The sequence below is a fragment of the Myxococcus sp. MxC21-1 genome, assembly GCF_032612255.1.
In the GTDB taxonomy this organism is placed as follows: Bacteria; Myxococcota; Myxococcia; order Myxococcales; family Myxococcaceae; genus Myxococcus; species Myxococcus virescens.
This window is the reverse complement of record NZ_CP123278.1, coordinates 1510618-1537463: the sequence shown is the minus strand read 5'-3', so window position 1 is coordinate 1537463 and position 26846 is coordinate 1510618. Positions and strand designations below refer to the sequence as shown.

Annotated in this window: 20 protein-coding genes; 12 read left to right on the top strand and 8 right to left on the bottom strand. The window is 70.1% G+C overall.

The features are described 5' to 3' along the window. Positions 1-17: 17 nt before the first annotated feature. Together QEG98_RS07285 and QEG98_RS07280 are read left to right on the top strand one after the other, a co-directional pair. Positions 18-674: a gluconate 2-dehydrogenase subunit 3 family protein gene (locus QEG98_RS07285; protein WP_316566202.1), complete on the top strand. Its 657-nt coding sequence runs from the start codon at positions 18-20 to the stop codon at positions 672-674. Continuing rightward, entirely contained in the window at positions 671-2323 is a 1653-nt protein-coding gene (locus QEG98_RS07280) for a GMC family oxidoreductase (protein ID WP_316566201.1), read from the top strand. Before QEG98_RS07285 ends, QEG98_RS07280 begins: the two co-directional genes overlap by 4 nt. Before the next feature lie 2 nt (positions 2324-2325). Here QEG98_RS07280 and QEG98_RS07275 read toward each other — a convergent pair whose 3' ends face one another. Then, entirely contained in the window at positions 2326-2832 is a 507-nt protein-coding gene (locus tag QEG98_RS07275; protein ID WP_316566200.1) for a hypothetical protein, read from the bottom strand. Between the two features lie 31 nt (positions 2833-2863). Between QEG98_RS07275 and QEG98_RS07270 the strand changes: the two genes are divergently transcribed. Further along, positions 2864-3295 carry a hypothetical protein gene (locus QEG98_RS07270; protein WP_244171347.1) on the top strand — a complete coding sequence of 144 codons (432 nt, stop codon included), beginning with the start codon at positions 2864-2866 and terminating at the stop codon, positions 3293-3295. A 62-nt stretch (positions 3296-3357) separates the two neighbouring features. On the opposite strand, the gene QEG98_RS07265 is transcribed toward QEG98_RS07270, so the two are convergent. The 7 genes from QEG98_RS07265 to QEG98_RS07235 form a co-directional block, all read right to left on the bottom strand. After that, positions 3358-5751 carry a hypothetical protein gene (locus QEG98_RS07265; RefSeq protein WP_316566199.1) on the bottom strand — a complete coding sequence of 798 codons (2394 nt, stop codon included), beginning with the start codon at positions 5749-5751 and terminating at the stop codon, positions 3358-3360. An 11-nt stretch (positions 5752-5762) separates the two neighbouring features. Then, entirely contained in the window at positions 5763-7511 is a 1749-nt protein-coding gene (locus tag QEG98_RS07260) for a VWA domain-containing protein (protein ID WP_316566198.1), read from the bottom strand. Beyond that, the gene (mtsD, locus tag QEG98_RS07255) at positions 7508-9487 is read right to left on the bottom strand and encodes a cell-cell cohesion protein MtsD (protein WP_316566197.1); all 1980 of its coding nucleotides are present in this window, start codon (positions 9485-9487) and stop codon (positions 7508-7510) included. Before mtsD ends, QEG98_RS07260 begins: the two co-directional genes overlap by 4 nt. A 33-nt stretch (positions 9488-9520) precedes the next feature. Then, a complete protein-coding gene (gene mtsC / locus QEG98_RS07250; protein WP_316566196.1) occupies positions 9521-10870 on the bottom strand; it encodes a cell-cell cohesion MYXO-CTERM protein MtsC in 1350 nt (449 codons plus the stop codon). A 170-nt stretch (positions 10871-11040) separates the two neighbouring features. Continuing rightward, on the bottom strand, positions 11041-12630 hold the full coding sequence (locus tag QEG98_RS07245) for a calcium-binding protein (protein WP_316566195.1): 1590 nt from the start codon (positions 12628-12630) through the stop codon (positions 11041-11043). 182 nt (positions 12631-12812) lie between these two features. Beyond that, positions 12813-13070 (bottom strand): hypothetical protein, encoded by a 258-nt coding sequence (locus QEG98_RS07240; RefSeq protein ID WP_316566194.1) that lies wholly within the window; start codon positions 13068-13070, stop codon positions 12813-12815. After that, positions 13055-14314, bottom strand: coding sequence for a hypothetical protein (locus QEG98_RS07235; RefSeq protein WP_316566193.1), 1260 nt, complete (start codon positions 14312-14314; stop codon positions 13055-13057). Before QEG98_RS07235 ends, QEG98_RS07240 begins: the two co-directional genes overlap by 16 nt. Before the next feature lie 1041 nt (positions 14315-15355). Between QEG98_RS07235 and QEG98_RS07230 the strand changes: the two genes are divergently transcribed. The 9 genes from QEG98_RS07230 to QEG98_RS07190 are packed head-to-tail and all read left to right on the top strand — an operon-like array spanning position 15356 to position 26651. After that, on the top strand, positions 15356-15733 hold the full coding sequence (locus QEG98_RS07230) for a hypothetical protein (protein WP_228556538.1): 378 nt from the start codon (positions 15356-15358) through the stop codon (positions 15731-15733). A gap of 39 nt (positions 15734-15772) precedes the next feature. After that, positions 15773-18043 (top strand): AgmX/PglI C-terminal domain-containing protein, encoded by a 2271-nt coding sequence (locus QEG98_RS07225; protein WP_316566192.1) that lies wholly within the window; start codon positions 15773-15775, stop codon positions 18041-18043. 52 nt (positions 18044-18095) lie between these two features. Continuing rightward, positions 18096-18731, top strand: a complete 636-nt coding sequence (locus tag QEG98_RS07220) for an outer membrane beta-barrel domain-containing protein (protein WP_141590363.1) — start codon at positions 18096-18098, stop codon at positions 18729-18731. Further along, positions 18728-20344 (top strand): hypothetical protein, encoded by a 1617-nt coding sequence (locus tag QEG98_RS07215; RefSeq protein ID WP_316566191.1) that lies wholly within the window; start codon positions 18728-18730, stop codon positions 20342-20344. Before QEG98_RS07220 ends, QEG98_RS07215 begins: the two co-directional genes overlap by 4 nt. Further along, on the top strand, positions 20341-23610 hold the full coding sequence (locus QEG98_RS07210; RefSeq protein WP_316566190.1) for a tetratricopeptide repeat protein: 3270 nt from the start codon (positions 20341-20343) through the stop codon (positions 23608-23610). Before QEG98_RS07215 ends, QEG98_RS07210 begins: the two co-directional genes overlap by 4 nt. After that, positions 23592-24101, top strand: a complete 510-nt coding sequence (locus QEG98_RS07205) for a hypothetical protein (protein ID WP_011551443.1) — start codon at positions 23592-23594, stop codon at positions 24099-24101. The genes QEG98_RS07210 and QEG98_RS07205 overlap by 19 nt, the downstream gene beginning before the upstream one ends. After that, the gene (locus QEG98_RS07200) at positions 24098-24733 is read left to right on the top strand and encodes a hypothetical protein (RefSeq protein ID WP_316566189.1); all 636 of its coding nucleotides are present in this window, start codon (positions 24098-24100) and stop codon (positions 24731-24733) included. Before QEG98_RS07205 ends, QEG98_RS07200 begins: the two co-directional genes overlap by 4 nt. Then, complete coding sequence (locus QEG98_RS07195) at positions 24733-25245, top strand: tetratricopeptide repeat protein (RefSeq protein ID WP_316566188.1); 513 nt, start codon at positions 24733-24735, stop codon at positions 25243-25245. Before QEG98_RS07200 ends, QEG98_RS07195 begins: the two co-directional genes overlap by 1 nt. Further along, positions 25167-26651: a tetratricopeptide repeat protein gene (locus tag QEG98_RS07190; RefSeq protein WP_316567844.1), complete on the top strand. Its 1485-nt coding sequence runs from the start codon at positions 25167-25169 to the stop codon at positions 26649-26651. The genes QEG98_RS07195 and QEG98_RS07190 overlap by 79 nt, the downstream gene beginning before the upstream one ends. Positions 26652-26846: the final 195 nt, after the last annotated feature.

Genomic DNA, 26846 nt, shown 5'->3' with positions numbered 1-26846 from the left:
CTAGGCTCGCGCGCCGTATGACACGTGCGCATTCCAATCGGGGGCGCCTGTCCCGGCGCTCCCTCATCCAGCGGCTGACCTTCCTGGGCGGAGGCGTGGTGTTGCTCGGCCCCGCCTGCAAGCGCTCTTCCGAATCCCAAGAGAAGACGCCCCCCGCGGACACCGGCCCCCTGGCGGCGAAGCAGGACGGCCAGGCCCCGCGCACCTTCTCCTCCTTCGAATACGCGGTGGTGGCCGCCGCCACCGAGCGCATCCTCCCGCGAGACGAAGACCCGGGCGCCCTCGACGCGAACGTCCCCGTCTACATCGACCGCATCCTCCAGACACCCGAGCTGGAGCCCGTGCGCGAGGACTTCCTCTCCGGCGTAGCGGCCCTGGAGCGCCGTGCCCAGCGCATGCACCAGAAGGGCTTCGCCGCCCTGACGGCCGAGCAGCAGGACGACCTGCTCACCCTCTTCAAGGACAGCCCGCCCCGCAGCGGCGAGGCGCACTTCTTCGAGCTGCTGACGGTGATGACGCTGGAGGGCTTCCTCGGGGACCCGTCCTACGGCGGCAACCAGGGCAAGGTGGGCTGGCGGCTGATGGGCTTCGACACCGTGGGCACCGTCGCCTCCGCGCCGCCTGAAGGCTACGACGGGCCCAAGTGCCTACGTGAGTGTGGGGTCCACCGATGAGCCTGCCCGAGGTGGACGTCTGCATCATCGGCAGCGGCGCGGGCGGCGCGCCCATGGCGCTGGAGCTGGGCCGCGCGGGCTTCAAGGTGGTGCTGCTGGAGAAGGGCCCGCACTACCAGCCCAAGGACTTCATCCACGACGAAATCCTGAACAGCCGCCGGAACTTCTTCATGCCGGTGCCGTGGGAGGAGCCGCACCTGGTGCGCCAGGGCGCGAAGGGCCGCTACGAGAAGACGAGCGCGGCGTGGACGGCCAACTGCGTGGGCGGTGGCACCGTCCACATGAGCGGCTTCTTCTACCGGCTCAAGCCGGTGGACTTCCGGCTGCGCTCCACGCTGGGCGCCGTGCCCGGCAGCACCGTGGCGGACTGGCCCATCTCCTACGAGGAGCTGGCGCCCTTCTACGACAAGGCCGAGGCGGAGCTGGGCGTGTCCGGCGAGTCCGTCCCCCACCCCTTCGCCGAGCCGCGCAGTGGCCCCTACCCGCTGCCGCCGCTGGACGTGCATCCGGTGGCGAAGGAAATCGACAAGGCGTGCGGCGCCATGGGCTGGCATTCCCTGCCCACCGCGCGCGGCATCCTTAGCAAGCCCTACCGGGGCCGGGCGCCGTGCTCATACTGCGCGCTGTGCGGCAGCTACGGCTGCGAGACGGGCGCGAAGAGCGGCACCAACGCCAGCCTCATCCCCGCCGCCGTGGCCACCGGCAACGTGGACCTGCGCCCCGGCTGCATGGCGCGCACGGTAGAGGTGGACAAGCAGGGCCGCGCGCGGAGCGTCGTCTACCTCGACGCGGACGGCGTGACGCGCGAGCAGCCGGCGAAGGTCATCGTCGTGTCCTGCACCGCCGTGGAGAGCGCGCGCCTGCTGCTCAACTCCACCTCCAGCCGCTTCCCGAAAGGCCTGGCCAACGGCAACGGACTGGTGGGGCGCAACCTCACCTTCAGCTCGTTCGGCGAATCCCACGCCACCTTCCGCCTGTCGAAGCAGTCCGCCGCGCGGCCGTGGCTGAAGGACCCATCTCCCTTCGTCAACCGCAGCCTTCAGGACTTCTACCTGATGCCCAACGCCCAGTTCGGCTTCCGCAAGGGCGGCACGCTGGGCTTCATGTGGGCGCACCCCAATCCCATCCACGCGGCGGTGGGGCTGGCCGGCAAGGGCGAGAAGGCCCTCTTCGGCAAGGCGTTGAAGGACAAGATGCGGGAGTACCGCGACTCACGCATCCTCCAGTTCGAGGTCTACGCCGAGTTCCTCCCCACCGCCGGCACCTACGTCAGCGTGGAGGACGGCGTGAAGGACCGCTACGGCATCCCCGTGGCGGCCATCACCGTGGACCGGCACCCCATGGACCTGGCGGCCACGCGCTTCCTGGTGGAGCGCGGCGAGGAGGTCCTCCTGCGCCTGGATCCGGATGACGTCCGGCGCGGCACCACCAGCGGAGAGACGTCCATCCTCCAGCACGGCACCTGCCGCTTCGGCGACGACGCGGCGACGTCCGTGCTGGACCGCCACTGCCGCGCCCACGAGGTGCCCAACCTCTACGTGGTGGACGGCAGCTTCATGCCCACCGGCGGCAGCGTGCCGTCCACGCTCACCATCAGCGCCAACAGCTTCCGCGTGGCGGACCACCTGGTGCGCAAGCTCAAGGGCTGACGCTAGCGATTGCGCAGCGGCGTCACGTCCACCTTGATGATGTAGCGCGCCTGCATGTCGGACTCGAACTCGATGAGGTGGTCGCCCACGCCGGTGAGCTCCGCCTCCTCGGTGAAGGCGCCCTGCCGCTCCATCACGTCCAGCACCGCGCGGCCTTCCGTGGCCCGGCGGATGCGCGCACGGCAGCCCTCTTCGTGGAACTGCACCACGGTTTCACTGCCCGCCGCGGTGACGTCCTCCAGGAAGAGGCTCACCTTCACGGTGGAGGCTTCCTTCAACTGGACGATGAGCTGCTGCCGGCCAGGGAAGCGGCCTTCCGAATAACTTTCCGAACCGAGAATACAGCCCGCCACGCGGTCGCAGACAGGCCATGCCGCGCCGCAGGAGTCCTTCACACGCGCGCCGATGAAGTCCTCACGCGTGCCGTCGCAGCCTGCCCAAAGCGACGCAAAAAGCAGCACCGCTGCTGCCTGGGCCTTGCGGCCAAACACTGTTACAACCGGCGTCATCTTCAGACCCTCATGCGAGGCGTGTATGTCCATGCGACTGCGTACCCGTTGGCTCCCCATCATCTTCTTCGCCCTGGCTGGCTGTGGGGAGGAGACGGAGCTTCCCCAGGCGCCCACACTCTTCATCGACCGCGCGGCGCTGACGTTCAACCGCGAGTTCAACCACGGCACCTACGTCGGGCAGACGACCTACAACTCGCTGGCCATCCAGAACCGCGGCCTGGACCCGCTGGACATCACCGCCATCACCCTGGCGGCGCCGAGTGTCTTCACCCTCCAGCTTCCCGAAGGCTTCACCCCGAACACGCCCCTGCGGTTGGAGACGTATGACCGCGCCTACCTGACGGTGGCGTTCATGCCCACCGATGACGTGGAATACGACGGCACGATTACCATCGAATCCAATGCCGCCAACGCCGCCCAGCAGGTCATCACCCTCAACGGGCTGGGCGTCGCGCCCTGAAGTCCTCGCGGACCACCGCGTGACGGGCGGGAGCCAGCGCTCCCGCCCTGACGCCACCCGCCTCATGGCTGGTAGGTGAAGTTGCAGCCCCCGGCGTAGTTCTGGATGACGCCGCCATCTCCGTCCGGCGTCGTCCCACCGTCGGTGACGACCGGGCACGACACCGTCGTCCCGCCGTCCACCGGGTAGCTCTGCGGATAGTCCCCGTGGCCGGTGCGCAGCGTGTAGTTCACCCGCTCGTAGTCCAGCCGCTCCGACGCCGTCACGTCCACGCGCAGGGTGCCGCCGCGGATGAAGCGCCGCTCCAGGCAGCCGCAGGCATAGGGCGCCAGGGTGACGACGGTGGAGTTGGGACGGTCCTCCAACTGGTAGAGCGGCTGCAGGCTGCTGGTGCCCGCGTTGGACGGCGTGTGCCAGGCGCGCAGCGCGTCCGAGCGGTAGCCCAGCGTCAGCGGCCCCCGGTTGCCCGTACGCACCGGCGTGCAGGTGCCGACACCGGCGTCCGTCGCATCGCCGTCACAGAAAGTGAGGTCCAGCGCCAGTCCGTGCGGCGTGCCACCGTCGGCCAGCTTCGCCACCTCCCACTGGAGCAGCCACGTCCGGTCCTCCGGCGGCGGCACCGAGGGCAGGTCGAACACATACGAGTCCGTGTCGGAAGGCACGGCGTCGTAGTCCAACGGGCCGCGCACCCCGAGCCCGTTGACGCGGTCCGTGCCGCTGCGCAGCCGGCCGTGGCCGTGCGACAGCTGACCCGTGACGGAGAACTCCGCCGTGTCGGGCGGCGACGGGAAGGCCGTGGTGGACGCCAGCGTCCGCGCCACCGGCGCCTCCGCGCCATTGACGTAGCGAGACAGCTCGTCCGCGTCCTCCGCGTCCCAGCTCACCTCCAGGCGGTAGTCCTTGTCGTCCACCCACGAGCCGTTGTCCTGCACCAGGAAGTAGTACATCAGCGCGGCGTCATGCGCCGGAACCGGGATGACACCCCGGAAGTTGCTCAGGCCGGTGAAGCGCGAGTTGCCCACGGCCTCCTCGCGAGACGAGTGCAGACACATGGGCGCGGGCAAATCCGTGCGCCGGCAGAAGCGATCCACCAGACCCCGGGCGTCGGGGTTCTCCGAGAAGTCGCGCGGGCAGACGGCGGCGTCGGTAGCGCAGCTCTCCCGCGACTCGTTCAAGGGGCCCCCGGTGGCGACCAGGGTGAACACGTGCACCACGCGCGAGGCCGTCACCGGCATCGCGGGGAAGCGGCCACCCGTATCCAGCGGCACCAGCCGGTAGCGCAGCAGCGTGGGGGTGCTGAAGGCCGGCAGCCGCACCGAGTACCAATCCTGGTCGGAGATGTAGCCCAGGCGGCCGGTAAAGGAGACGGAGGAGCCGGTAGCGCCGGGCGTGGCGGCGCTCAGGTTGCGCGTGGTGGCACGCTGCGCCCGGTCGTTATCGGGCACCGTCGGGCGCTGCGGGTCCGGCCGGTCCTGCGGGTCCTCCTCCTCCAGCACGCGCACCTCCACCTCATAGGGCTGCGTGAGGTCGCCCTGCGCGGTGTCCCGGTCATTGGTGCCGCGGTAGCCCTTCACCACCAGCGTCCACCGCCCCGCGTGCTCCACCTTGACTTTGCGCGCGGTGGCCAGCTCGCCGCCGCGCACCTGGGGCAGCACCACGCCTTCGTCTTCCTTCTCCGCGAAGCCCGGGCGCCGCAGCTCGTAGGACAGGCGCCAGTTGGGCACGAAGTCCAGGTCGGGCGCGCTGACGTGCACGTAGGCAATCTTCCCCTCCGCCAGGTCGAAGGCGTAGTGGTCCACGTCGTTGTCCGTGGCCAGGTAGCCGGTGGAGGCGCCCATCAGCATCTCCCCGGACTGCGTCAGCACCAGCGGCGTGGCCGTCTCGTGCGTGTCGTTGGGCTCCTGCTCGTCCGGGTTCTGGTCGATGCGCACCGTCAACCGGTACTTGTTACGCGCGTCGAAGTTGGGCCGGGACGGCACGTCTGGCGCGTCCTGCACCAGCACCAGCAGCGTCTGGTTCTCCATCCCGTCGCGCAGCGGCAACACGATGTCCACCGGACGGGGCGCGCCCTGGGCGTGCTTGTCCTCCTTCCTCGCCAGCGAGCCCTCCTTCCCGTCCGGCAGCGGCCCCATGATGGTGACGGACAGATTCACCGCGGTGCTGGACGCCAGGTACGTCCCGTTGACGTTCAGCAGCGTTCGGGCGTTGGTGCCGGGCGGCAGGACGACGCGGTACCAGTCCTGGTCACCGGCGCGCGGCTCGCTGTCCAGCGCCAGGAAGCGCTCCAGCGGCTCGCCCGGCTTGAGCTCGCATTCGGGCCGCGTCAGCGCCTCCTCGCGCGAATTGCACAGGTCCTCCACCACGGGAGTCCCCGCGTCGGGAGTCTCGCCTCCTCCAGACGAACAGGCGGCGAGGACGAGCAACGCGAGCGGCAACAGACGAACAGAGGTGGGCATGGCGTCGGTTCTCAAGGCGTCGAGGGCACGTCGTCGGGGCGGCCGGGGCAGCCGTCGACGAGCTGCTCGGGTTCCACGCGGATGACGCCATCGGCGGGCGACTTGATGCCGCCCACCGGGTAGCGCACGTCATTCACGCGGAAGGTGCGGACAAGCGTCCGGGCGGTGGGGTCGTCTCCGGGCACCATGGCCACGGACATCGCGATGTCGTTGAAGCCCGCCCCGCGCTGCACCACGCCCGCGTCGTCCGCGGACGCCATCGTCGGGGCCAGCAGGACGTTCTCCACGCGGAAGCGGTAGCACTGGCGGCCCAGGTTGTCCGGCGGGCCGTCCGCCTCGAAGGCGTAGCGGTAGCCATTCACCGACAGGTCCGCGGTGTCCACCACCAGCGGCCGGGTGTGCATCCGCAGCTCCATGCGGTTCGTCAGCCCGTCGTTGTCCGGGTCCTCGTCCAGGTCGTTGCTGGCGCCCTGCGTGCCGCCCAGCCACTCCATGCCGTCCGGCACGCCGTCCCGGTCACTGTCCGCCAGCGTCGCGTTGGTGCCCACGAACTGCTCGTCGCAGTCCAGCAGGCCGTCGCAGTCCGAGTCCACGCCGCGCAGCGCCGGCGGACACCCGCGGTCCAGCCCGCCCCCGTCCGGCAGGGCTTCCTGCGTGGGGTTGAAGTCCACGCCGCGGTCGCGGAAGTACACCTCCACGCCGTCGCTGAAGCCGTCCCCGTCCGTGTCCACCTTGTGCGGGTCCGTGCCCAGCTCCAGCTCGCGCGCGTCCGTCAGGCCATCACCGTCCGAGTCCGCCTCGCCCACCGGGCTGCCCGGCGGCGCGGAGAAGTTGAAGGCCACCATCTCCTTCACGATGAAGGCGCGGCGCACCTGGCCGAAGGTGAAGTCCAGGAAGTTGATGGGCTCGTTGTTGCGGAAGTCGCGGAAGTTGCCGCCGCCCAGCGTCGCCATCTGCTCCAACCGGTCCGCGTTCTGGTTGATGATGAGCAGCGGACAGCCCCCGTCACCCGACAGGTCACACACCGAGGACACCGGCTGCGTGGGGTTGAAGACGTGCACGGTGTTGACGCGCACGTCCTCCACCAAATCCCGCAACTGGCGGATGCGCACCACCGCGTCACCCCGGAGCAGCTCGTCATCCTGGTCGTTGGTGGGCTTGCCGTCCGACAGGAAGATGACGGAGTAGCGCGCCTGCGCCAGCGCCTGCGCACCGCCTGGGTCCAGCCGGCTGCGCGCGATGTCCGTGTTGATGAGCGAGTAGATGTCCGACAGCGGCTTGACGAAGTCCGTCGAGTCCCGGTTCGGCGAGGTGTCGGGGTTGCGGAAGGTGAGCAGCTGCTCGGACAGGCGCCGCAGCGTGGCGTCATCCATGGAGGACACCTGGACGAAGCCGTCCTGGGGCGGGTTGCCCGGCTGCTGCGTGAGGAAGGCCGTGGTGCTGCCCGCGAAGAGCATCACCGCCAGGTGCACCTCGGGGTCCCTGGGCAGGTTCTGGATGAGCTCCACCAGCGCGGTGGCGCGCGCGCCGTCCGGGTCGCTCACCCGCATGGACTGAGAGGCGTCCATGGCGACCACCAGCTTGATGGGCCGCACCACCTCGTTGCTGCCCACGGTGCAGAAGCGGCCCTCCAACGTCACCGCCCGGTCCACCGGCACTTCCGTGTCACGGCGAGGGTCGTACAGATAGGAATCCGTACACGCCACCACCATCGCCACGGCCACCAGGACGCCCGCCAAAACTCGGACAACGCGGCTCACGGATTGGCGCTCCCCGAGGGTGGGATTCCGACGCAGTCGTTCTGGTTGTTCCACGGGTTGCTCAAGGTATCGGGCCGGCGGAAGTCAGCATCCTCGAAGGCCAGCTCCGGCCCCACCGGGACCCGCACGCTGGGCGGCGCATACTGCGCCCAGGCGCAGGCGGTGCGCCACACGCCGTAGTCCGTGCTCACGCCACTCTCCGGCGCCTCGGCGAACCACACCTTGAAGAGGTTGTAGCCCTGCTTCACGCCCGCGCGGTCCGGCGGCGTGACGAGCTGCAGGTTGGACACGGTGAAGTCGTAGCAGAGGCTGCCGTCGGGACGGACCTCCGCGATGCGCGTCTCGTACTGGTAGCCGAAGCGCTCGTGGAAGGCCTTGTCGCGGCGCGTGGGGTCACTGCCCGCACGCAGCTCCTGGGCGTCCGGGATGCCGTCACCGTCCGTGTCCAGGCCCGACACGCTGTTCTCCAGCGGGTTGAGTCCCCAGCGCGCCTCCAGGCCATCCGGCACGCCGTCTCCGTCGCTGTCCACGATGCCGGTGCGCGTGCGCAGGTAGTCCTCGGCGAACTGGGACAGGCCGTCACCGTCGGTGTCCCGGCAGACGCAGTTGGGCGTCAGCGGCGAGGCCGGGTTGCACCCGCGCGCGTCCAAGTCATTGGCGGCGCGGAAGCCCTGGTCCTCGCGGCGGTACTCGAAGCCGTCACCCAGGCAGTCGCCGTCGCTGTCCGCCACGAAGGTGTTGGTCTTCAGCGTGAAGCTGTTGTCGATGGAATCCGGCACCCCGTCCCCATCACTGTCCAGCACGCGGCCGGTGTCTCCCGGCGCGGAGCTGAGCGACTCCACCATCAACGTCTTCATCACGTTGCGCGAGGCGAACGACGAGTAGTCCAGCGCCCCCAGGCCCAGGTTGGAGATTTCGCCCGTGTCGTTGAACTCCTGGTACACGCCGTTGCCGATGTCCGCGAAGCGCCGCAGCAGCCACGCGGCGATCTTCTTCGCGGCCTCCGGGTAGCGCGCCGGCTCCACGCCTGGGTACACGCCGTAGATGTCCTGGCAGATGGGGCCACACGCCCGCACCGCTTCCTGGTTGAAGAGCAGCACCGTGTGCATGCGCAAATCGCCCACGTTGTACTGGTCCTTCAACTCCATCAGCCGCCGCACGTAGCTGAACAGCTGGTAGTTCTGGTTGCGGTCCGTCCCCACCTCGAACCCGTCAATCTGGTCCGTGGTGTTGGTGAGGTTGCAGAAGTCGCGCAGCGAGTCCGCCCACGTCAGGTCCGGGTTGTCCGGGTCGGCGTAGACGCTGAGGTTGTCGGTGGCCGAGCAGCGCGGATACGGCGTGCCGTCCGTGAGGAAGACGACGACGTAGCGCGTGCGCGGCAGCAGCTCCGGGTTGGACTGCGCCACCGCGTTGATGTCGCTGGAGATGAGGCTGTAGGCGTAGGACAGGGCGCCCTGGTAGTCGGTGCCCTTGCCCAACTGGCTCTGCAGGCCCTCGATGTAGCTGTCGATGTTGTTGTCCGGCCGGGCGAAGCGGTCCCCCGTCGTGGTGGGCGGCCAGACGTTGCGCACGTTCGTTTCAAAGGGAGCGACGGACACCTGCACGTTGCCGCCCTGCGCATTCACTTCCCGGAACTGCTGCACCAGCCGCTTGAGGGCGCGCACGCGCGCGGGCTCGGTGACGCCCTCCGGGATGATGTCCAGAATCTCCCGGCGCTGGCAGAAGCCGTTGTCGAGCTGCGCGCCCGGCGGGTCGGAGACGCACATACTGCCCGACTCGTCGATGACCACCACCACCTTCACCGGGAAGCCGGAGGGGCTGGGCGGGCGCGTGCACACCCGCCCCTCGAGCGTCAGCCGGTCATCGAGGTTGGAGAGCGCATCCACCCTCGATTCGAGCATGGCGTCCGAACAGGACCACAGGCCCGAAGCCAGGAGGCCCGCCGCGAGCAGCGAGGTACGAACGAAGCGGCGCATGCGGAAGGGACCTCCTGGAGGGGGACGGCGAGGTTACTGCTGGGGACGGCGGCGGCGCATCAGCACGCTGAGCAGCGCGGCGCCTAGGGCGGCGGCGCTGAAGCCGGCGGGCACCGAGCTGCAGTTGTTGCCCTCCTTTGAGTCATCCCCCACGAGCACCGTGAGGGTGGAGGTGGACACGCGCTGGTCCGGGAAGACGCGGTCGGAGAAGGCCAGGCGCGCGGTCAGTTGGAGCTGGTACTCGCCCTTCTTGTCCGGGACGAAGGTGGGCACGCTGCCGTCGACGTACATGTACTGCCAGTCGCGGCTGAGCGTCACGGCGCCCTGCGGACGCTCCACCACCGAGATGGAACCCGAGGGACGCTTCACCACCACCCACTCGTACTCCATGGCCGCGCCGTTGCGGTTGGCGAACAGCGGCGGACGGATGGTGACGCCGGCCTTGTCCGTGCGGAACAGGCCACCGGCGCTGACGGTGAACGGCGACTTCGGGTCCAGGCAGTCGTCGGGGCGCTCAGGGTTCGTCACCAGGCAGTAGCGCGTGTCGCACGCGTCGCCAATGCCGTCGCGGTCGTCGTCGCGCTGGTCGCGGTTTTCGACGGCGGGGCAGTTGTCCTGCGTGTTCAGCACGCTGTCGCCGTCGATGTCGGGGTCGCACGCGTCGCCCACGCCGTCACCGTCCGTGTCGCGCTGGTCGGGGTTGGGCACACCCGGGCAGTTGTCGCTGCTGTCGGAGATGTTGTCGTTGTCCGCATCCACGCGGCACAAGTGAGCCTCTTCGTCCTTGATGATCTGGTCGGGGTTGTAGACGCGGGGGCAGTTGTCGTCGCCGTCCAGTTCGCCGTCACCGTCGTCGTCCAGGTCGCAGACGTCGCCCAGGCCATCACTGTCCAGGTCCTCCTGGTCCTGGTTGGGCGCCAGCGGGGGGTTGGGCACCAACGGGCAGTTGTCCTGCGCGTTGGCGACGCCGTCGTTGTCCTGGTCCGGGTCGCAGTCGTCGCCGATGCCGTCGCCGTCCGCGTCGCGCTGCTGGAAGTTGGAGAGCGACGCGCAGTTGTCGCAGGCGTTGCCCACGTCGTCGCCGTCGTCGTCCGCCTGGTCGCGGTTGGAGACGAAGGGACAGTTGTCGCGGTCATCCGCGCGGCCGTCGCCGTCCGCGTCGTCCGTGTACGACAGCGTGTCGCCGTCGTCCGTGTAGTTGACCCACACGCTGCCGCCCGCGCCGCAGCCACAGCCACCGCCGACTTCCAGCGGCATGCCGCACCGGTCGCCCAGACACTCCGGGTTGTCGGGGTTGTTGTTGGACTGCGCCAGCGCCCCCGTGGGGCCGAGGACGAGGAAAGCCCCCAGCGTGAGGGCTGAAACGAAACGAGCGCGTGTCATGGTGACTCCTTTCAACGCCGGACGCCTAGCAAGGAACGATCCGTACCAGACACTTGGGAGAAGCCCTGGAATGTCAGTGAGTTGGGCACGAGCAGGGACGCGTCGAACAAAAGGTGTGGGGGGCACTCCCCAGTGAGGGCGAGGGGTGGACCCCACATCCAAGGAGGGCTTCAGGTCCCCGGGATGAAGGTGTCGGGCTCCAGGGGGATGATGCCCGCCGGCAGGCGGCCCCCCTCTTCGCTGTATTGGATTTCCTGGATGAGGAGCGAGCCGATGCCCGCGCCCCGTGGATCATTGTCCCGGCCAGCCTGGAGGTAGAGGTACACCTCGTTGGTGCCCGCCTTGATGACTTCGCCTGGGATGAAGGGGTGTGGCCGCTCGCGGGTGGGGACGACGGTGACGTTCTCCACGCGCACCTGGTAGCAGCTGCGGCCGTCCGCGGTGGGCGTGGTCTCCACCAGTTCGTAGCCGTAGCCGCGCTCGCGGTGGAAGTCGAGGTCGGCGCTGAGCGGGTCTCCGTGCGCCTCCACCTCCGACACGTTGGTGATGCCGTCGCGGTCCGTGTCGAGCAGGTCCTCGGGGATGAGCGGGTTCGTCATCACCAGCGCCTCCACCAGGTCCGGAAGCGCGTCCCCATCCGTGTCACCGATGCAGGCGTTGGTGCCCAGCACGCGCTCCTCGCAGGTGTTGAGCCGGTCGCCGTCCTCGTCCAGGGACACGTTGCAGCCGTTGATGACGTCCGGCTGGAGCGGGTCCAGGCCCATGCGGACCTCGACGCCGTCCATCAACCCGTCCTGGTCCGTGTCCTGGCGCCCGGGGTCGGTGCCCATCAACGCCTCATCCTCGTCGGGAAGGCCGTCCCCGTCGCTGTCGACGAGCACCTGCCCGGCGCGCACCACCACGTTGCGGTTGTAGGCGAAGAAGCGCTTGAGCTTGAGGGTGTTGGTCCGCGCGGCGTACTGGATGTTGGTGAGGGTGCCCGACAGGCCCGCCGCGTCCGTCTCCAGCGGCTCGGTGCCACCAGCGTTGGCGATGGCGGCCACGTGCTGGCGGGTGATGGGGTCTGGCGTCTCGCCGCGCACGTAGATGGGCTGCACCACCACTTCGCCCGCGCTGAACTGCGAGGCCAGCGCCTTGATTTCGCCGGTGACGGCGGTGAGCTCACACTGGCTGCACGCCGACGTGTTGCCCAGCGCGCTGCAACGCGAGTCGAGCCCCACGTTGAAGGCCGGGTTGGCGCAGCTGGTGTCCTGGCTTCGCACCACGACGACGATGACGTAGCGCGTGCGGGCGACCTCGCCGCGGCAGGACGTCTGCATGTCGCCCGACAGCAGCGTCTTGGCCAGCCTCAGGGCGGCGCGGACGCTCACGGGGCCGGACTCCTGGTAGGTAGCGTAGCGCGGCAGCGCAGCCTGGAAGTCGGACGCGTCCGAGAAGCTGCCCAGCAGGCCCGTCGCCACCGTGTGGTACGCGACGAGGCCGAACTGGACGAAGGGACCGGAGAAGCGGCTGGAGAGCGTGGACAACGCATCGGTGGCGTAACCCACCACCTCCCGCTCGACGCCTTCGCCGCCCTGGAGCGCGAAAATCACCTTCGTGGGAAAGGCCTCGCCGCCCGCGAGCGGCACGCAGACGGTGCCGGCGAAGCTGGCGCGGTCCTTCCCACCAGGGCCACGGCCATTGAGCGCGTAGAGGCCCGCGTCGGAACACGACAGCAAGAGCACGGGAATGAGCCAGACGGACCGCGTGAGGGCGCGCATCAGTCCGATTCTACACCTTAGGCCCCGGTGACAACGCAAGCGCTGGTGACACGAAGCCTGCAAGCGCCGCGCAAGTGACACAGCACGGACCGACAATTCGGTCCCCCGTGGAACGGGCGCTGAGACACCCGGAGGCGCCGTGACTCCCGGTGTCCTCCGGGCATGGACAGCCAGGTGACGGCCTACAGCGTGAGCAGGAACGCCAGCAGGTCATCGCGCTCCTCGGACGTCAGCGCGCTGGCGTGGCCGTGCTGGGGCCCAGACGTCTCCAGCAGCGCGCGCAGCGCGAAGCGCGTCTCCACCACGAGCCGGTTGTCCTTCACCCCATAGCCCGAGGTGGCGCTCGTCAGCAGGGGCCACACATCCCACGCCCCCACCAGGGACGGCGTCGCCGCGCCGGGCACCAGGTCCTGTTGCTCCAGCCTCAGCGGCAGCGCCACCGGCGTGCCCACCTCGAGGTACCGGCCCCGCGTGGCCGGTCCTGGTCCAACGTATAGAGGGGCGCCGGGTGACACGTCATACAGGCGCCCTTGCCCTCGAACAGCGCGCGTCCTCGCGCAGGGCGCCCCACCCTCCCGTCCGGCAACACCACCGACTCCAACGGTGCGCCGTCTTCGCCGCGATGGGGATTGGGCGGCGTGACGAGGAGCGCGTTGAAGAGGGCCAGCGCCTCCACCTCCGACGGCGACGGGTCCGGGTTGCGGAAGCGGTTGCGCGCGCCCACGAAGCGCACCGTGTCCACGAGACTGACGTGGCTGGCGGGCGTGAAGTACGGCGGCGTGTCGCGGCTGCCTCGCAGCGTCGTGGAGCGGTAGATGCGGTTGGGCTGCGTCTTCTCGTAGAAGATGCCTCCCGTGTGGCCCTCGATGTGACAGCCGTCACAGGTGATGCCCGTGCGTCCCAGGTCCGCGTAGTAGAGGACCTGCCCCAACCGGCGTTTGGCCTGCGCGCGAGACGCCTCCACCGGAAGCTGACGCACCACTCGCGCCTTGCCCGCCTTCGCCTCGCGCACGTCCACCACCGCCACCGTCCGGGTGAACCGGTTGAGCACGTACAGCGTGCGCGCGTCGGGTGACAGCGCCAGCGCGCTGGGGCCCGAATGGAGCTCCTCGCCCGCCCTGCCCCGGACATCGAAGTCCTCTGGCGGCCGGATGCGCGGCGTACCGTCGGGCGGTGCCACCGCCACCTCCTGGAGCACCGCGCGCCGGGCGGGCGCGTCCCCCGACACCAGCGCTCGCGCATCCAACACCCGCACGAGCCCCAATCCCACGTCCGCCGCGTAGAGGAGTCCCGCGCCGTCGTCCAGCGCCAGCCCCTCCGTGCCGCCCGCGCCGAAGCCCCGGTGCCGCACGTAGCCGCCCCGCGAGGGCTCCACCACCGACACACCGCTGTTCGCGCTCACCTCCATGCGCTGGGGATTGGGCCCCACGTTCGGCCCCAGGCTCGACATGAAGACGTGCCCCAGCCGCTCGCTCGCCACCAGGAAGCGCGGCGCCTTGCCGCCCATCACCTGCTCGCGGAAGCGCTCGGTGTTGCCTCCGACGATGGACACACCCGGCCCCGGCGCCACCGTGGAGACGAGCGCCCCGTCCTCCTGCCGCAGCAATTCCAGCTGCCCTGTCTGGAGACTGCCCACCGCCAGCAGGTCCTTCCACCGCGCCAGCGCCCGAGGGTTGGGGTCCACCGGCGCCGACCAGCGTACGCGCCCGTCCGCCAGCGACAGCGCCTGCACCGGTCCCGCACACGCTCGGCCACGAAGGCCACGCCGGCTCGGCCATCCACGGTCAGCCCTTCCGCCCCCAGCGGCGCGGGCAGCACCCGAGGCGCGGCGTCCAGCGCGTCCAGCGCATACAGCCACAGCTCCGGCTGATACCGGTGCGCCACGCCCAGCCAGGGCCTGCCGTCCGAATCCGTCCAGGCCGCCAGCGCGGAGGGACCGTCTCCCGTGGCCAGCCGCGACACGCGCCCGGTGTCGACCTCCAGCGCGAACAGCGTGTCGGTGGGGGGCGAAGTGATGAAGAGCGTGCGCCCATCTGGCGCGGGCACCATTGCCGTCAGGTCGGTGAAGGCCGCGTCGTTCACCACCGTGAGCCGCGCCGCGCCCTCCGACTCGGCGCCGTCCGCCCCGACGAGCCGCGCCTCCACCACCGCTTGCGGCGCATCCTCTGGCAGCCGGAGCCCCGCGGGCAGCCGTGCATAGGCGTGCGTGGCGTCCACCACCGTCAACGGCAGGCGCAGCGACAGCGGAGGACCCAGCGACAGCGACAGCCCCGGCACCAGCCGTTCCCCCTGGATGGAGAGCGGCTGGGATGTCTCATTGCTCGTGAGCCGAGGCCCCACGGACGACAACACAGGGCGCGCTGCGGCGGATACCGGAGCGGGTGCGGCTGTTTCACGGAGCCGATGCACCACCACGCCCGTGGCGACCATCGACACGCTCAGCACCGCCAGCACCGCACGCCTGCGATTCCTGCTCATCCGCGCCCGTAGCATCCGCGCGAGAGCATCCCCCATCCCCCGGCGAACTCGAAACGCAGCACCGCACGCCATCTTTCCAGCGTCCCGGCAACATCCCCACGTCACCGTGGTGGACGCGCCCCACATGGGGTGGAGTGCCCTCTACACCTGGGTGCGCACGGCGTCACATGCGCGCGCCGGAGTGTGCGTTGACAGCTCGGTACACGCATCGCTTAACCTGTTGATGATGCGACGCTTCCTCCTCTGCATGGCTGTCGCCCAGCTTCTCGGCGTCGGCACGCTGGTGGCTCCGGCCGAAGCCTGGGCCCAGAGCCGCGGCCGTACCTCGCGCCAGGCGAAGTCCAAGGCCGCCAAGAAGGCGGCCTCCAAGACGCCGCCGAAGATCGAGACCAAGGGCTCGTCCGTAGTGGACCCCGTGACGGGCGACGCGGCCACGGCCTCCTCCAACGCGCTGCCGCAGCGAGGCCCGGCGCGCATCGACTTCGATGACCGGCTCATCCAGGGACAGACGAACAAGTCCGGAGCCGTGTACCTCTATGACCGCAAGGAATTGAAGACGCGGTCGATGATCCGCGAGCGCGAGAGCTTCCGCTCCGAAACGCTCTCCACGGTGTACGACCCCTAGGGCAGCACCGCCCCCCAGCCCTTGAATGGAGCGTCACCGTTGAGCGGCCAGCCCAGCGTCCTGCAAGTCGTCATCCTCCGCGACGGTCTCCTCGTGGGCACCGAGGTGTTCGTCCCGGGCACCTATGCGCTCGGCTCGGATCCATCCTCCGACCTGCGCCTGGATGACCCGTCCGTGGAGCCGCGACACGCGCTGCTCTACTTCCAGAACGGCCGCGCGGCGGTGCAGGACGCGAGCTCCAGCACGGGGCTCTTCGTCAATGGCCACCGCGTCTCCGCCTGTGAAATCCGGCCGGTGGATGAGGTCCTCTGTGGCCCCTTCATCCTGAAGACGCGCGTGCTGTCTCAGAAGCCGCAGGAGGCCAAGCCGCAGCCGCCGCCCGAGGTCGCCGCGCTGCTCGGCGCGGCCCAGGCGCCCACGCCGTTCGCGGCGCCACCGCAGGTCGCCGCGCCCGCGGCCCCGCCTCCCTCCGCCGCGCCCGCGCGGCAGCTCCGCCCGGCCACGGCGGTCCCGCCCGTGTCCACCGCCACCATGCCCGCCGCGCGCGTGCCGCAGCAGGTGGCCGCGGTTCCTCCCGTTCACGTGGCGACGCAACTGGCCTACCCCACGCCCGCGCAGCCCGTGCCCGCGGTGGCCGTGGTTCCGCCCGTGACGCAGCAGGCCGCCGTCCACGCCGCTGGCGGCCACGCGCATGGACTCCCGCAGGCGCAGCCCGCCGTCATCCCCGTTCCTGGAGCGAAGCAGGCTCCCGCGGGCGTCCCGGCGAGCACCGTCCCCTCGGCCCGCCGCCGGGCCGCGCCGGAGCCGGCCCCCGCGACCAACACGGGCCTGCAGTTCGCGGACGAGCTGATGGCGGACCTCGCCCTCGATCCGCTCCCGGAGCCCACGGGGCCGCTGCTGCAGGAGCAGCGCACGCTGGCGCGGCCCACGCATGCGCCGCGCATCGCGCCCGGCAAGGGCGCAGCACAGCTCTACCTGGAGCTGTACTGGGGCGCCATCCGCCGCGACGCGCGCCGCTTCGCGCCGGACAAGAAGAAGCCGGTGCAGGCCTCGCTGGACCTCGAGGGGGCCATGCCCCTGTGGGGTTTCACGCTGCCGGAGGGCGCGCCCTTCACGCTGGCCGAGCCGCTCAACAACGCCTTCCGCCTCTTCGTGCCGCCGGGCACCGACGTGGAGAAGAGCGGCGGTGATGGCCGCTTCACCCCCGTCACCGGCGCGGCCCTGGAGTCCGACGGCAGCCGCCGCTTCCTCACGCTGCGCGAGGGCACCGCCGCGCGCCTGACGCAGGGACAGATGTCCCTGGTGGCCTACGCCGCGCCCAAGCCCGCGCGCGTCTTCGTCAACCCGCTCAAGGGCCTGCCCTGGCTGACGCTGACGTGCCTGGGCCTCTTCGCCTCCGCCATGGCCGCGTTCCTGGTCATGAAGCCAGACCAGCCGGAGGTGGCGGACTTCCAGCACAAGAGCCTTCCGCCCGTGGCGCTGCGCCTCATCGCGCCCGAGCCGAAGAAGAAGGAAGAGGTGAAGAAGAAGCTGGAGGCCCTCCAGGAGAAGGTGAAGAAGCCCACCAAGGAGAAGGTGGCGGAGAAGGCCCCGCCCAAGCCGGCGGAGAAGACGCCACCGCCGCCGAAGCAGCCCGAGAAAGCGGTGGCCGCCGCCACGCCGCCGCAGAACAAGGCGCTCAAGGCGCTGGCCAAGCTGTCCGCCGCGGGCCCCGCCACCAACGATTTGCTCGCCGCCGTGGACAAGCTCGGCAGTGGCCCCGGCAGCAAGAACGCGAAGAACTCCAACTACAAGCTGTCCGGCCTCATCGGGAAGGCCCCCATCGCCAACGCGGGCCTGGGCACCTTCGGGCTCGGCGGCGGCGGCAAGGGCGGCGGCGCCACGCTGGGCGCGGAGCTGCTGCGCGGCAAGGGCGGCGGCGGCATCGGCGCGCTGGGCGCGGGCGGCGTGGGCAAGGGCAAGGTGGGCGGCACCGTCACCCGCGCCACGGCCCGCAGCATCGCCTCCACGCAGGGCACGGTGGACCGCGAGGCGGTGGCGCGCGTCATCAACAGCAACCTGCACGAGGTGCACGGCTGCTACGAGCGCGCGCTGCTCAAGGACCCGGGCCTTGCGGGCAAGGTGGTGCTGGAGTGGACCATCGGCGCGAACGGCCGCGTGGTGGCCGCCAAGACGAAGTCCTCCACGCTGCGCAATGCCTCCGTCGAGTCCTGCATCCTCTCCAAGCTGAAGTCGTGGACGTTCCCTTCCCCCAAGGGTGGCGTCGTCATCATCACCTATCCGTTCCTCTTCAACTCGGTCGGCTACTGACGTGGCCTCAGTCCGCGCGTCCGTTCCCGTCCTCCCCCAGGAAGCCCCCACCGTGCGATACGCCCTGCTCATCCTCTTGCTGCTGACGCCCGGACTCGTCCGCGCGCAGGCCGAGGCGCTGGAGAATCCCGGCGCAGTGTCCGCCATCCAGGAGCGGCGATTCCGGATGCACCACGAGCTGCTGCTCGGCGTCGGCGTGCTGCCGGCCAACGCCTATTACAAGGGCCTGGTGGGCACCGTCGGATACACGTACCACTTCACTGACACCTTCGCGTGGCAGGTCGGGCGCGGCACGTACAGCTACAACCTCCAGACGAGCCTGCGCCGCCAGCTCGAGCGCGACTTCAACACGTCCCCCAACGCCGCGGCCTTCCAGGACCAGGTGCAGTGGATGGTGGGCTCGGACCTCATCTGGAGCCCGCTCTACGGGAAGATGGCCTTCCTCAATGAGTCGGTGCTGCACATCGAGGCCTTCCTGCTGGGCGGCGGCACGGTGGTGAAGCTCGACCGCGACGGCGGCTTCCGGCCCGCCGTCAACGTGGGGCTCGGCCTGCGCCTCTTCACGGGCAAGACGCTGTCGCTGCGCCTGGACGTGACGAACAACACCGTCTTCACGGGCGCCACGCGCGTCATCCAGGTGCCCCTCATCCAGCTCGGAACCGCGTTCAACTTCGGCGCCACGGAATGACCTCCCGCTCGCTCATCGCCGCGCTCACCAGCGCCGCGCTCCTCGTGTCTCCAGCGCCCGCCGACGCGCAGTCTCCGGCCGCCGCGCAGCCCACGTCCACCGCCCCCGCGGCCGCGCCCACCCAGGGCACACCTCCGGCGGGAGCCAAGGCCCCCGGTGACGCCAAGGCCGACGCGCCCGACGCCGGCAAGTCCACCGCGAACGCCCCAACGGCGGGCGCGGAAGCCCCGCCGCCCGCGCCACAGAAGGTGGACCCGGGCGTCTTCGACAAGGCGCTCAAGGACTACTTCGACGGCAAGCCGCGCGACGCCGCCGGGCCGCTCCACGCCTGGCTTCAGGCCACACCCAAGACGGACGAGAACTACGCCTGGGGCCAGTACTTCCTCGCGCGCAGCCTCATCGACCTGGGGCTGACGCACGCGGGCGCCTCGTATCTGGCCCGCATCGCCCGCGAGCGCTCCAACCCCAACGTGTTGCCGCGCGCCCTGGACACACTCAAGGCGCTGACGGACCGGCCGCACGACGAGGTGATGATTGACGAGCAGGTGTTCGGCGCGCTGGACCTGGGCTTCCTCCCGGAAGACACGGGCGCGTATGCGCACTATCAGCAGGGTCTGGTGGACCTGCGCGTAGGCAACGAGCGCTGGGCCAACACCCACTTCGCCAAGCTGGCGGAGACGAGCCCCGAGGCCAGCCGCGCGAAGTTCGCGCTGCTCGTCACCCGGCTGAAGCAGGTGAAGGAGCCGTCGGACGAAATCATCTCCGACTTCCTGGCGCTGTCCGAGGACGAGAAGCTCACCCGCGAGGCGCGCAACGAGGCGGCGCTGGCGGTGGCGCGCCTGCGCTACGAGCGCAAGGACTTCCAGGGCGCGCTGGAGGCGTATGACCGCGTGAAGCTGCCCGAGCTGGACCCGGGCCGCGCCAGCCTCTACCTGGAGGAAGCGTGGACCCGCTACAAGCTGGGCGAGCTGCGCGCGTCGCTGGGCATCCTCACCACGCTGGACGCGCCGTCCTTCCGCGACGAGTTCCTGCCGGACAAGTACCTGCTGCGCGCGCTCATCTACCGCGACTTGTGCCACTACCTGCCGGCCAAGCGCGCCGCCAAGGAGCTGACGCGGCGCTTCGCGGACTCGCTGGAGGCGGTGCGCAACCGCGAGGACCTCACCCAGGACGTGCGCCTGCGCCGCGCCGCCAACGCCCGTGGAAGCACCCAGCGCGCCGCGCGCTTCCTGGAGACGTTGGAGTTGGAGGGCGAGCGGCTGGGCCGCTACGCCGGCAGCTTCGGCGACCGGCTCTTCTCGCACCTGACGAAGCTCTATGACTTGTCCCGCGCCGAGGCGGTCCGCGTCCATGACGCGCGGCTGGCCGAGGCCGTCCGCCAGGAAGCGGACACGCTGCTGCGCGCCGCCGAGCAGGTGCGCCTGATGGAGTACGAAGTGGGCCTGAAGCTGTACGAGCGCGTGAAGAAGGGCGCTCGGATTGTCGCGCCGGAGGACGAGCAGATTCTGTCGCCCACGCAAACGGCCTACCGTTTCGACGGCGAGTACTGGAACGACGAGCTGCGCTCCTACCGGGTCCGCATCGACAGCCGCTGCATCGAGGAGACGCCATGACCGGCCACCTAACGGGCCTGCTTGCCGCCGCGATGCTCGCGGCCGCCCCGGGTGGCGCTGGACGTCCCGGCCCGGGCATCAACCCGATTGTCTCCAAGGCCAAGGAGCGCGACGAGCTCATCGCCAAGCTCAAGCGCGACATCTTCAAGGTGGACCGCGCCATCGGCGAGACGGAGCGCCTCATCTCCAAGAGCCGCAACGCGCCCTACCTGCCGGACCTCCAGTTCCGGCTGGCCGAGCTCTACGTGGAGAAGAGCCGCTACGTGTACTACCTCCAGGCCGAGTCGCGGCCGGAGGGGGCCAGCGGCGCCATCGTGTCCCCTGAGACGCGGCTGCTGAAGCAGAAGGCCGTACAGATGTACTACCGGCTGCTGCGCGAGTATCCGGACTTCAAGGACGGCGACCAGGTGACGTTCTACCTGGCGCACGAGCAGCGAGAACTGGGCCAGTTCGACGAGATGCTCAAGACGCTCGGCGACCTGACGCGCAAGTTCCCTGGCAGCCCGCTGCGCCTGGAGGCGGAGCAGATTCTGGGCGACCACTTCTTCGACAAGGCCGACCTGGGTGAAGCGGAGAAGCACTACCAGGCCATCCTGGAGGCCCCGCCTTCGCCCGTGCACGACCTGGCCCGCTACAAGATGGGCTGGATTCGCGTGAATCAGGCCAAGCACGCGGAGGCCGTCACCTTCTTCGAGGCCGCGGCCGCCAGCGCGCCGCTGCCCGGCGTGGACGTGAAGAAGGCGCTCAACGTCAAGCGCGAGGCCCTGCTGGACCTCGTGTACAGCTACACCGAGGCCAAGCCCCCCAAGGGCGCGCTCAACTACTTCGAGAAGCTCAGCGACAGCCGCGCCACGTACGCGCTCGCGCTGGACAAGCTGGGCAACCGCTACTTCATCAAGCAGCAGTACGAGTGGGCCATCCCCGCGCTGCGCAAGCTGATGGAGATTCAGCACGACCCGGAGCTGGACCTGGAGCGCGGCCAGAAGCTCTACGACGCCATCAAGGCCTCCAAGGGCAAGGTGCTGCCGGACCCCGAGGACCTGCGAATCCTCGTGCGCGCCGCGGTGCAGAGCAAGACGGACCCCGAGCTGGCGGAGGCCGAGCGCAAGAAGCACCTCGTGGAGCTGGAGGAGATGGCGCGCGACCTCTCCACCCTGCTCCACGTGGAGGCGCAGAAGAAGAACGACAAGGCGCTCTACGTGAGCGCGGCGGAGGCCTATCAGGCGTACCTGGGCCTCTTCCGGCCCGAGCAGCACGTGCGCACGATGATGAAGAACCGCGCGGACGCGCTGTTCTCCGCCAACGCGTACCCCGAGGCCGCGCGCCAGTTCGAGGAGCTGGCCCGCTACCAGGCGAAGGCCAAGGACGCGAAGGGTGAGGAGGAGGCGCTCAACGCCGCGCTGCTGGCGCACTTCTCCACGCTCAAGCCGGAGGAGGCGCAGACGCGCAACGCCTTCGAGGTGGCGGACGCGCGCCAGGCCATGAAGCTGCTGGGCGCCGACTTCGTGTCGCGCTACCCCCGCAGTGAGAATTCCCTGGTGGTGAAGTTCAACATCGCCCGCGCCTACTACGAGGACGGCGAGTACCCGAAGGCCGCGGAGCTGTTCACCGCCTTCGCGCTGAGCCACCCGCTGCACAAGGAAGCCCCCATCGCGGGCAACCTGGCGCTGGACAGCCTGCGGCAGCTCAACGACTTCAAGGGCCTGGATGAGACAGGCAAGAAGCTGCTGGGCGCGCCGCTGCCGGCCAGCTTCCGCGCGGACGTGCAGAAGATTCTCACGCAGAGCCGCGCCGAGGCGCTGGATGAGCTGGCCCTGCAGAGCGCCCAGGAGACGGGCGACGTCATCCAGGGCCTGGTGAAGGTCGCCGACGAGAACAAGAACTCCGACATCGGCGAGAAGGCCCTCTACGGCGCGTTCACCGCGGCGCGCGAGAAGCGTGACATGCAGGCCCAGCGCGAGCTGGGCACGAAGCTGGTGCAGGACTACCCGAAGAGCCAGTACCTGTCGGACGTGCTGCTGACGCTGGGCCGGCACGCGGCGGAGGCCGCGGCGTTCGGCGAGGCGGCGGGCTGGTTCGAACAGGTGGGCCAGAAGCTGGGTGGCGACTTCGCCGCCGTGGACGGCTGGCTGGCCGGCGCGCGGCTGCGCATGGCGCTGGGCGAGCACAAGGAGGCGGCGCGTGACCTGGAGGCCGCCGCCGACATCGCTGGCGCGCGCAAGGCGGACATCCTGGTGATGCTGGCGGAGACCCGGCTGAAGCAGAAGGACTACGCCCGCGCGAAGACGGCGGCCGAGGCCGCGCTGAAGCTGGACCGCCACAGCGCCGCCGCGGCGGCGGTACTCGCCGAGGTGCAGGCCACCACGGCGCCCACCGCGCCCGCCGACGCGCTCATCGCCACCCTCACCACCGCGGTGCAGGGCCCCAACGGCGGCACCGAGGAGGCGGCGAAGGGCCTGTGGTACCTGGGCGAAATCCTCTACCGCGGCTACAAGGACTTGCCGGCGGACCAGGTGGAGGAGAAGGTCGCCGCGCTCCAGAGCATGGAGGGCATCTACACGCAGGCCGCGTCGCTGGGCTACGCCGAGTGGGCGGTGGCCTCGCTGTGGAAGCTGGCGCTCGCATACGGCCACATCGCGGACGTGGTGGAGGGCACGGCCGTTCCCGCGGGCCTCTCCGCCGCGGAGGCGCAGCAGTTCCGGGCCGCGGTGAAGGAGCAGGTGACGCCGCTGAAGGCGCGCTCCGACGAAGCGTTCAAGGCCTGCTTGTCCCGCGCCGAATCCCTGGAGGTCTTCAGCGCCGCGGTGGTGGGCTGCCGCGCTCGCACGGAGACGGCGGCGCTGCCGGTGCCTCAGCCGGGCACACCCACGCAGCCGGCGTCGCTGGAGGAGCTGCGCAAGAAGGCCGAGCGCACGCTCAACGCGGAGGCGCTGGAGGCACTGGGTCTGGCCTACCTGGACGCGCGCCAGTACGGCATGGCGCAGCTCACCCTGGGCCGCGTCACGGAGCTGCAGGACACGCGGGCCTCGGCGCACTCCGCGCTGGGTCTGGCGCTGCTCCACATGGGTGACGCCATGGGCGCGCGCGAGGCCTACGGCCGCGCCATGGACTCCGACCCCACCTTCGGCAAGGCGCGCCTCAACCTGGCCGCGCTGCGCTGCCGCTTCGGTGACGTCGACGGCGCACGCCGCGAGCTGGCCGTGCTCAAGGACGTGGCCTCGCTGGGCGGCAACGACGTGGATGGCGGGTGGAAGGCATGCAAGTGAGGCCCTCGCGTGCATCGTGGCTCGGCGTCCTGCTCACCGCCATCCTCTGCGCTTGTGGCGACGAGGGCGGGCGGCTGGAGGGCAGCGTGACGTCGCTGCTCGACCTACGCTACGACCGCGCGGAGGCGCAGCTGGCCGAAGGTGAGCTGGCGGTGAGCTTCGTCACCCAGCAGGGCACGGGCACCAACACGGTGCTGAAGGTCAGCGCCCGGGTGCAGGACATGCTCCCGGAGGGCTACACCGGCTCGCTGGACGTCAACCTGGCGGAAGTCCTGGCCAACGGCGCCCAGCGCGGCGCCATTGGCCGCAACGTGCTGGATGAGCCGGCGCGGACCTTCCCGGAGCTGCGGGTGGGTGGGCTGAAGGTGAAGGCCCTCCCCAGTCAGCAGGGCCAGCGCATCTCCGGCGAGTTCCACGTCACGTTCGTCAACGGCACCCACACCTATTCCGGGCGCACCATCTTCGGAAGCTTCGAGGCGACGGTTCCATGAAGCGCTTTGTCCTGCTCACCCTCCCCCTGCTCTCCGCGTGCGGCGCCAGCTACAACCTGCGCGTGCCCGACTCGATGGAGAAGAAGCTCCCGTACGAGGCGCGCATCGAGCTGCTGGAGGCGGAGAACAACCTCGCGCTCGCCATCGACAGGGTGGACGAGGCCGACAACGAGATTGGCCGCGCCCGCGACAACATCCGCCGCGCCCGCTCCCGCCAGGAAGCCGCGGAGGATGAGGTGGACCGCGCGTCGGACGAGGTGTCTCGCGAGGTGGCGAAGCTGGCCATCGCCGAGGCCGAGGCCCGCGTCGAGTACCTGCGCGCCCGGCAGCGGCTCAGCGTGGGCCTGCGGGACGTGGAGCGGCTGGCGCTGCGCTGCGCCTTCGCCGAGTTCGAGCTGGCCCGGCTGCAGGCCGCCCGGAAGGCGAAGGTCGAGGGCAGCGAACGGCTGGACCCGAAGGAGTTCGAGGAGCAGGTCTCCGAGTGCAAGGCGGAGGTGAAGGAGGAACGCGCCGAGCTCGCTGGAGACGAGAAGGAAGAGAAGACGGCGCGGGAGGCGTGGGAGGCGAAGAAGGCGGCGCTCGCGAAGAAGACCTTCGACGCGCGCGCGAGTCCCTACGTGGAGAACCTATAATGAAGACTGCCAGCTTCCTGGTGCTCCAGCTCCTCACCGCGCAGGCCGCCGAGCCCGACTCGGCCACGCTCGAGCGCACCGCCGCCGTGGAGAGCGCGCGGTTGGCCGAGTCCCCCGACGACGCGGATGCCCTGTACCGCCTGGGCACCGCCTTCCTCGCGCTCAACACGCCGAAGAAGGCCGTGGCACCCCTGAAGAAGCTGGTGGCCCAGGAGCCGGACCTCATTCCGCCGAAGCTGGCCCTGGCCCGCGCGCTGCGGCTGTCCGGTGAGCCGGAGCAGGCGCGCACGGTGCTGGACACGGCCATCGCCGCCTTCCCCGAGGAGTCCACGCTCCGGGCCGAGCGCGGCCTGCTGGCGCGCGTGCTGGACGAGCGCGACGTGGCCATCAGCCAGTACGCGGTGGCGGTGGAGCTGGCCCCCAGGACGCGGAGCTGCGCTTCAACCTGGGCGAGGCCCTGCAGCGCGCCAGCCGCACGGACGACGCCATCGAGGCCTACCGTGAGGCGCTGAAGCTGGACGCGAAGCTCAACGTGGCCCGCGTGAATCTGGGCAAGGCCCTGGCGGAGAAGGGCCTCAACGGCGAGGCCAAGGAAACGCTGCGCGAGGCCACCCGGCAGAAGCTGGGTGACACCGAGGCGCACTACAACCTCGGCGTGCTCCTCATGCGGGAGAACGACCTGGACGGCGCCATCGCCGAGTACCAGCGCACGCTCGCCGCCGCCCCCAAGCACGCCAGCGCGCACAACAACATGGGCGTGGCGTTCAACGAGAAGGGCGACCCGCGCAAGGCCACCGACGCCTTCCTCAAGGCCATCGCCGCGGACCCGAAGTTCGCCGAGGCGCACTTCAACCTGGGGTTGGCGTACTACCAGCTCGGTGACTTCGCCCGGGCCACGAAGGCCTTCGAAAAGGCCGTGGTGTTGGAGCCGCAGCGGTCCAGCGGGCCGTACACGCAGCTGGGCCACCTGTACCTGACGCAGGGCAAGAAGAAGCAGGCCGTGGAGGCCTTCAAGACGGCCATCGAGAAGAGCGCCGAGGACGGGAAGAAGACGACGGAGGCGTACCAGGGCCTTGCTCGCGCGTGGCTCAGCCTGGGCAAGGCGGACGAAGCGGTGGCCACCCTGAAGACGGCCGTGGGCGCCTTCCCGAAGGACGCGAGCGCGCGCGCCGCCTATGGCGAGGCCCTGCGCGCCAAGGGTGACTTGGATGGCGCCATCGCCGAGTACGAAGAGGGCGTGAAGCTCGCCCCCACGCCGGAGAACCGGCTGGCGCTCGCGGATGTGTACGCGCAGAAGCGGGTGGGCGCGAAAGCACAGCCGCTCTACAAGGCCCTCCTGGACGAGGACCCCACCAATCGCGCCGCGAAGCTGGCGCTCGCGGACCTGCTGCTGGCCATGGGCGACTATGTGGCGGCGGAGGGGCTGCTCAAGCCCAAGGACGGCGAAGAGGCCGATACCGCGGCGCTGGCGAGGCTGGGCATCGTCCACTCGCGACGCGGGCGGCCGGAACTGGCCGTGTCGGAGCTCGAGGCGGTGGTGGCGAAGGATCCGGCGCAGTTGGAGGCTCGCGCGGAGCTGGGCTTCATCTACCTGCGTGGCGGCGACGGCGCGAAGGCGAGGAAGGTGCTGACGTCCGTGCTGTCGGTGGACCCGCGCCACTCGCTGGGCCTGCTGTACATGGGCCACACGCTGTACCAGCAGGGCAACACGAAGGGCGCGGAGAAGTCCTTCCGCAACGCCGTGCAGGCGGACCCAAACTTCGCCGAGCCGCACAACGCACTCGGGCAACTGCTGGAAGCGACGAAGCGCATCGACGAGGCAAAGGACGCCTACAAGATGGCCGTGCAGTTGCAGCCGGACCACCCGGATGCGAGAGACGCGCTGAAGCGGCTGACGGCGTCCGCGCCCAAGCCGTAGGCCGCTCGCGGAACGTCTCGCCGCAATGCATGCGGCGAGATGGGCAGAGGGTGTGCACTCCCACGCCATAGGCCGCTCGCGGGACGTCTCGCCGCAATGCATGCGGCGAGATGGGCGGAAGGATGTGCACGCCCACGCCGTAGGCCCTCGCGGGGCGTCTCACGGCAAGGCCTGCGCGCGAGATGAACTGACCGC

What these genes read in the sequence shown, in the direction of transcription:
- QEG98_RS07285 (WP_316566202.1), top strand. Translation starts at nt 18, where the DNA reads ATGACACGTGCGCATTCCAATCGGGGGCGCCTGTCCCGGCGCTCCCTC.
- QEG98_RS07280 (WP_316566201.1), top strand. Translation starts at nt 671, where the DNA reads ATGAGCCTGCCCGAGGTGGACGTCTGCATCATCGGCAGCGGCGCGGGC.
- QEG98_RS07275 (WP_316566200.1), bottom strand. Translation starts at nt 2,832, where the DNA reads ATGACGCCGGTTGTAACAGTGTTTGGCCGCAAGGCCCAGGCAGCAGCG.
- QEG98_RS07270 (WP_244171347.1), top strand. Translation starts at nt 2,864, where the DNA reads ATGCGACTGCGTACCCGTTGGCTCCCCATCATCTTCTTCGCCCTGGCT.
- QEG98_RS07265 (WP_316566199.1), bottom strand. Translation starts at nt 5,751, where the DNA reads ATGCCCACCTCTGTTCGTCTGTTGCCGCTCGCGTTGCTCGTCCTCGCC.
- mtsD (WP_316566197.1), bottom strand. Translation starts at nt 9,487, where the DNA reads ATGCGCCGCTTCGTTCGTACCTCGCTGCTCGCGGCGGGCCTCCTGGCT.
- mtsC (WP_316566196.1), bottom strand. Translation starts at nt 10,870, where the DNA reads ATGACACGCGCTCGTTTCGTTTCAGCCCTCACGCTGGGGGCTTTCCTC.
- QEG98_RS07245 (WP_316566195.1), bottom strand. Translation starts at nt 12,630, where the DNA reads ATGCGCGCCCTCACGCGGTCCGTCTGGCTCATTCCCGTGCTCTTGCTG.
- QEG98_RS07230 (WP_228556538.1), top strand. Translation starts at nt 15,356, where the DNA reads ATGGCTGTCGCCCAGCTTCTCGGCGTCGGCACGCTGGTGGCTCCGGCC.
- QEG98_RS07215 (WP_316566191.1), top strand. Translation starts at nt 18,728, where the DNA reads ATGACCTCCCGCTCGCTCATCGCCGCGCTCACCAGCGCCGCGCTCCTC.
- QEG98_RS07210 (WP_316566190.1), top strand. Translation starts at nt 20,341, where the DNA reads ATGACCGGCCACCTAACGGGCCTGCTTGCCGCCGCGATGCTCGCGGCC.
- QEG98_RS07200 (WP_316566189.1), top strand. Translation starts at nt 24,098, where the DNA reads ATGAAGCGCTTTGTCCTGCTCACCCTCCCCCTGCTCTCCGCGTGCGGC.
- QEG98_RS07195 (WP_316566188.1), top strand. Translation starts at nt 24,733, where the DNA reads ATGAAGACTGCCAGCTTCCTGGTGCTCCAGCTCCTCACCGCGCAGGCC.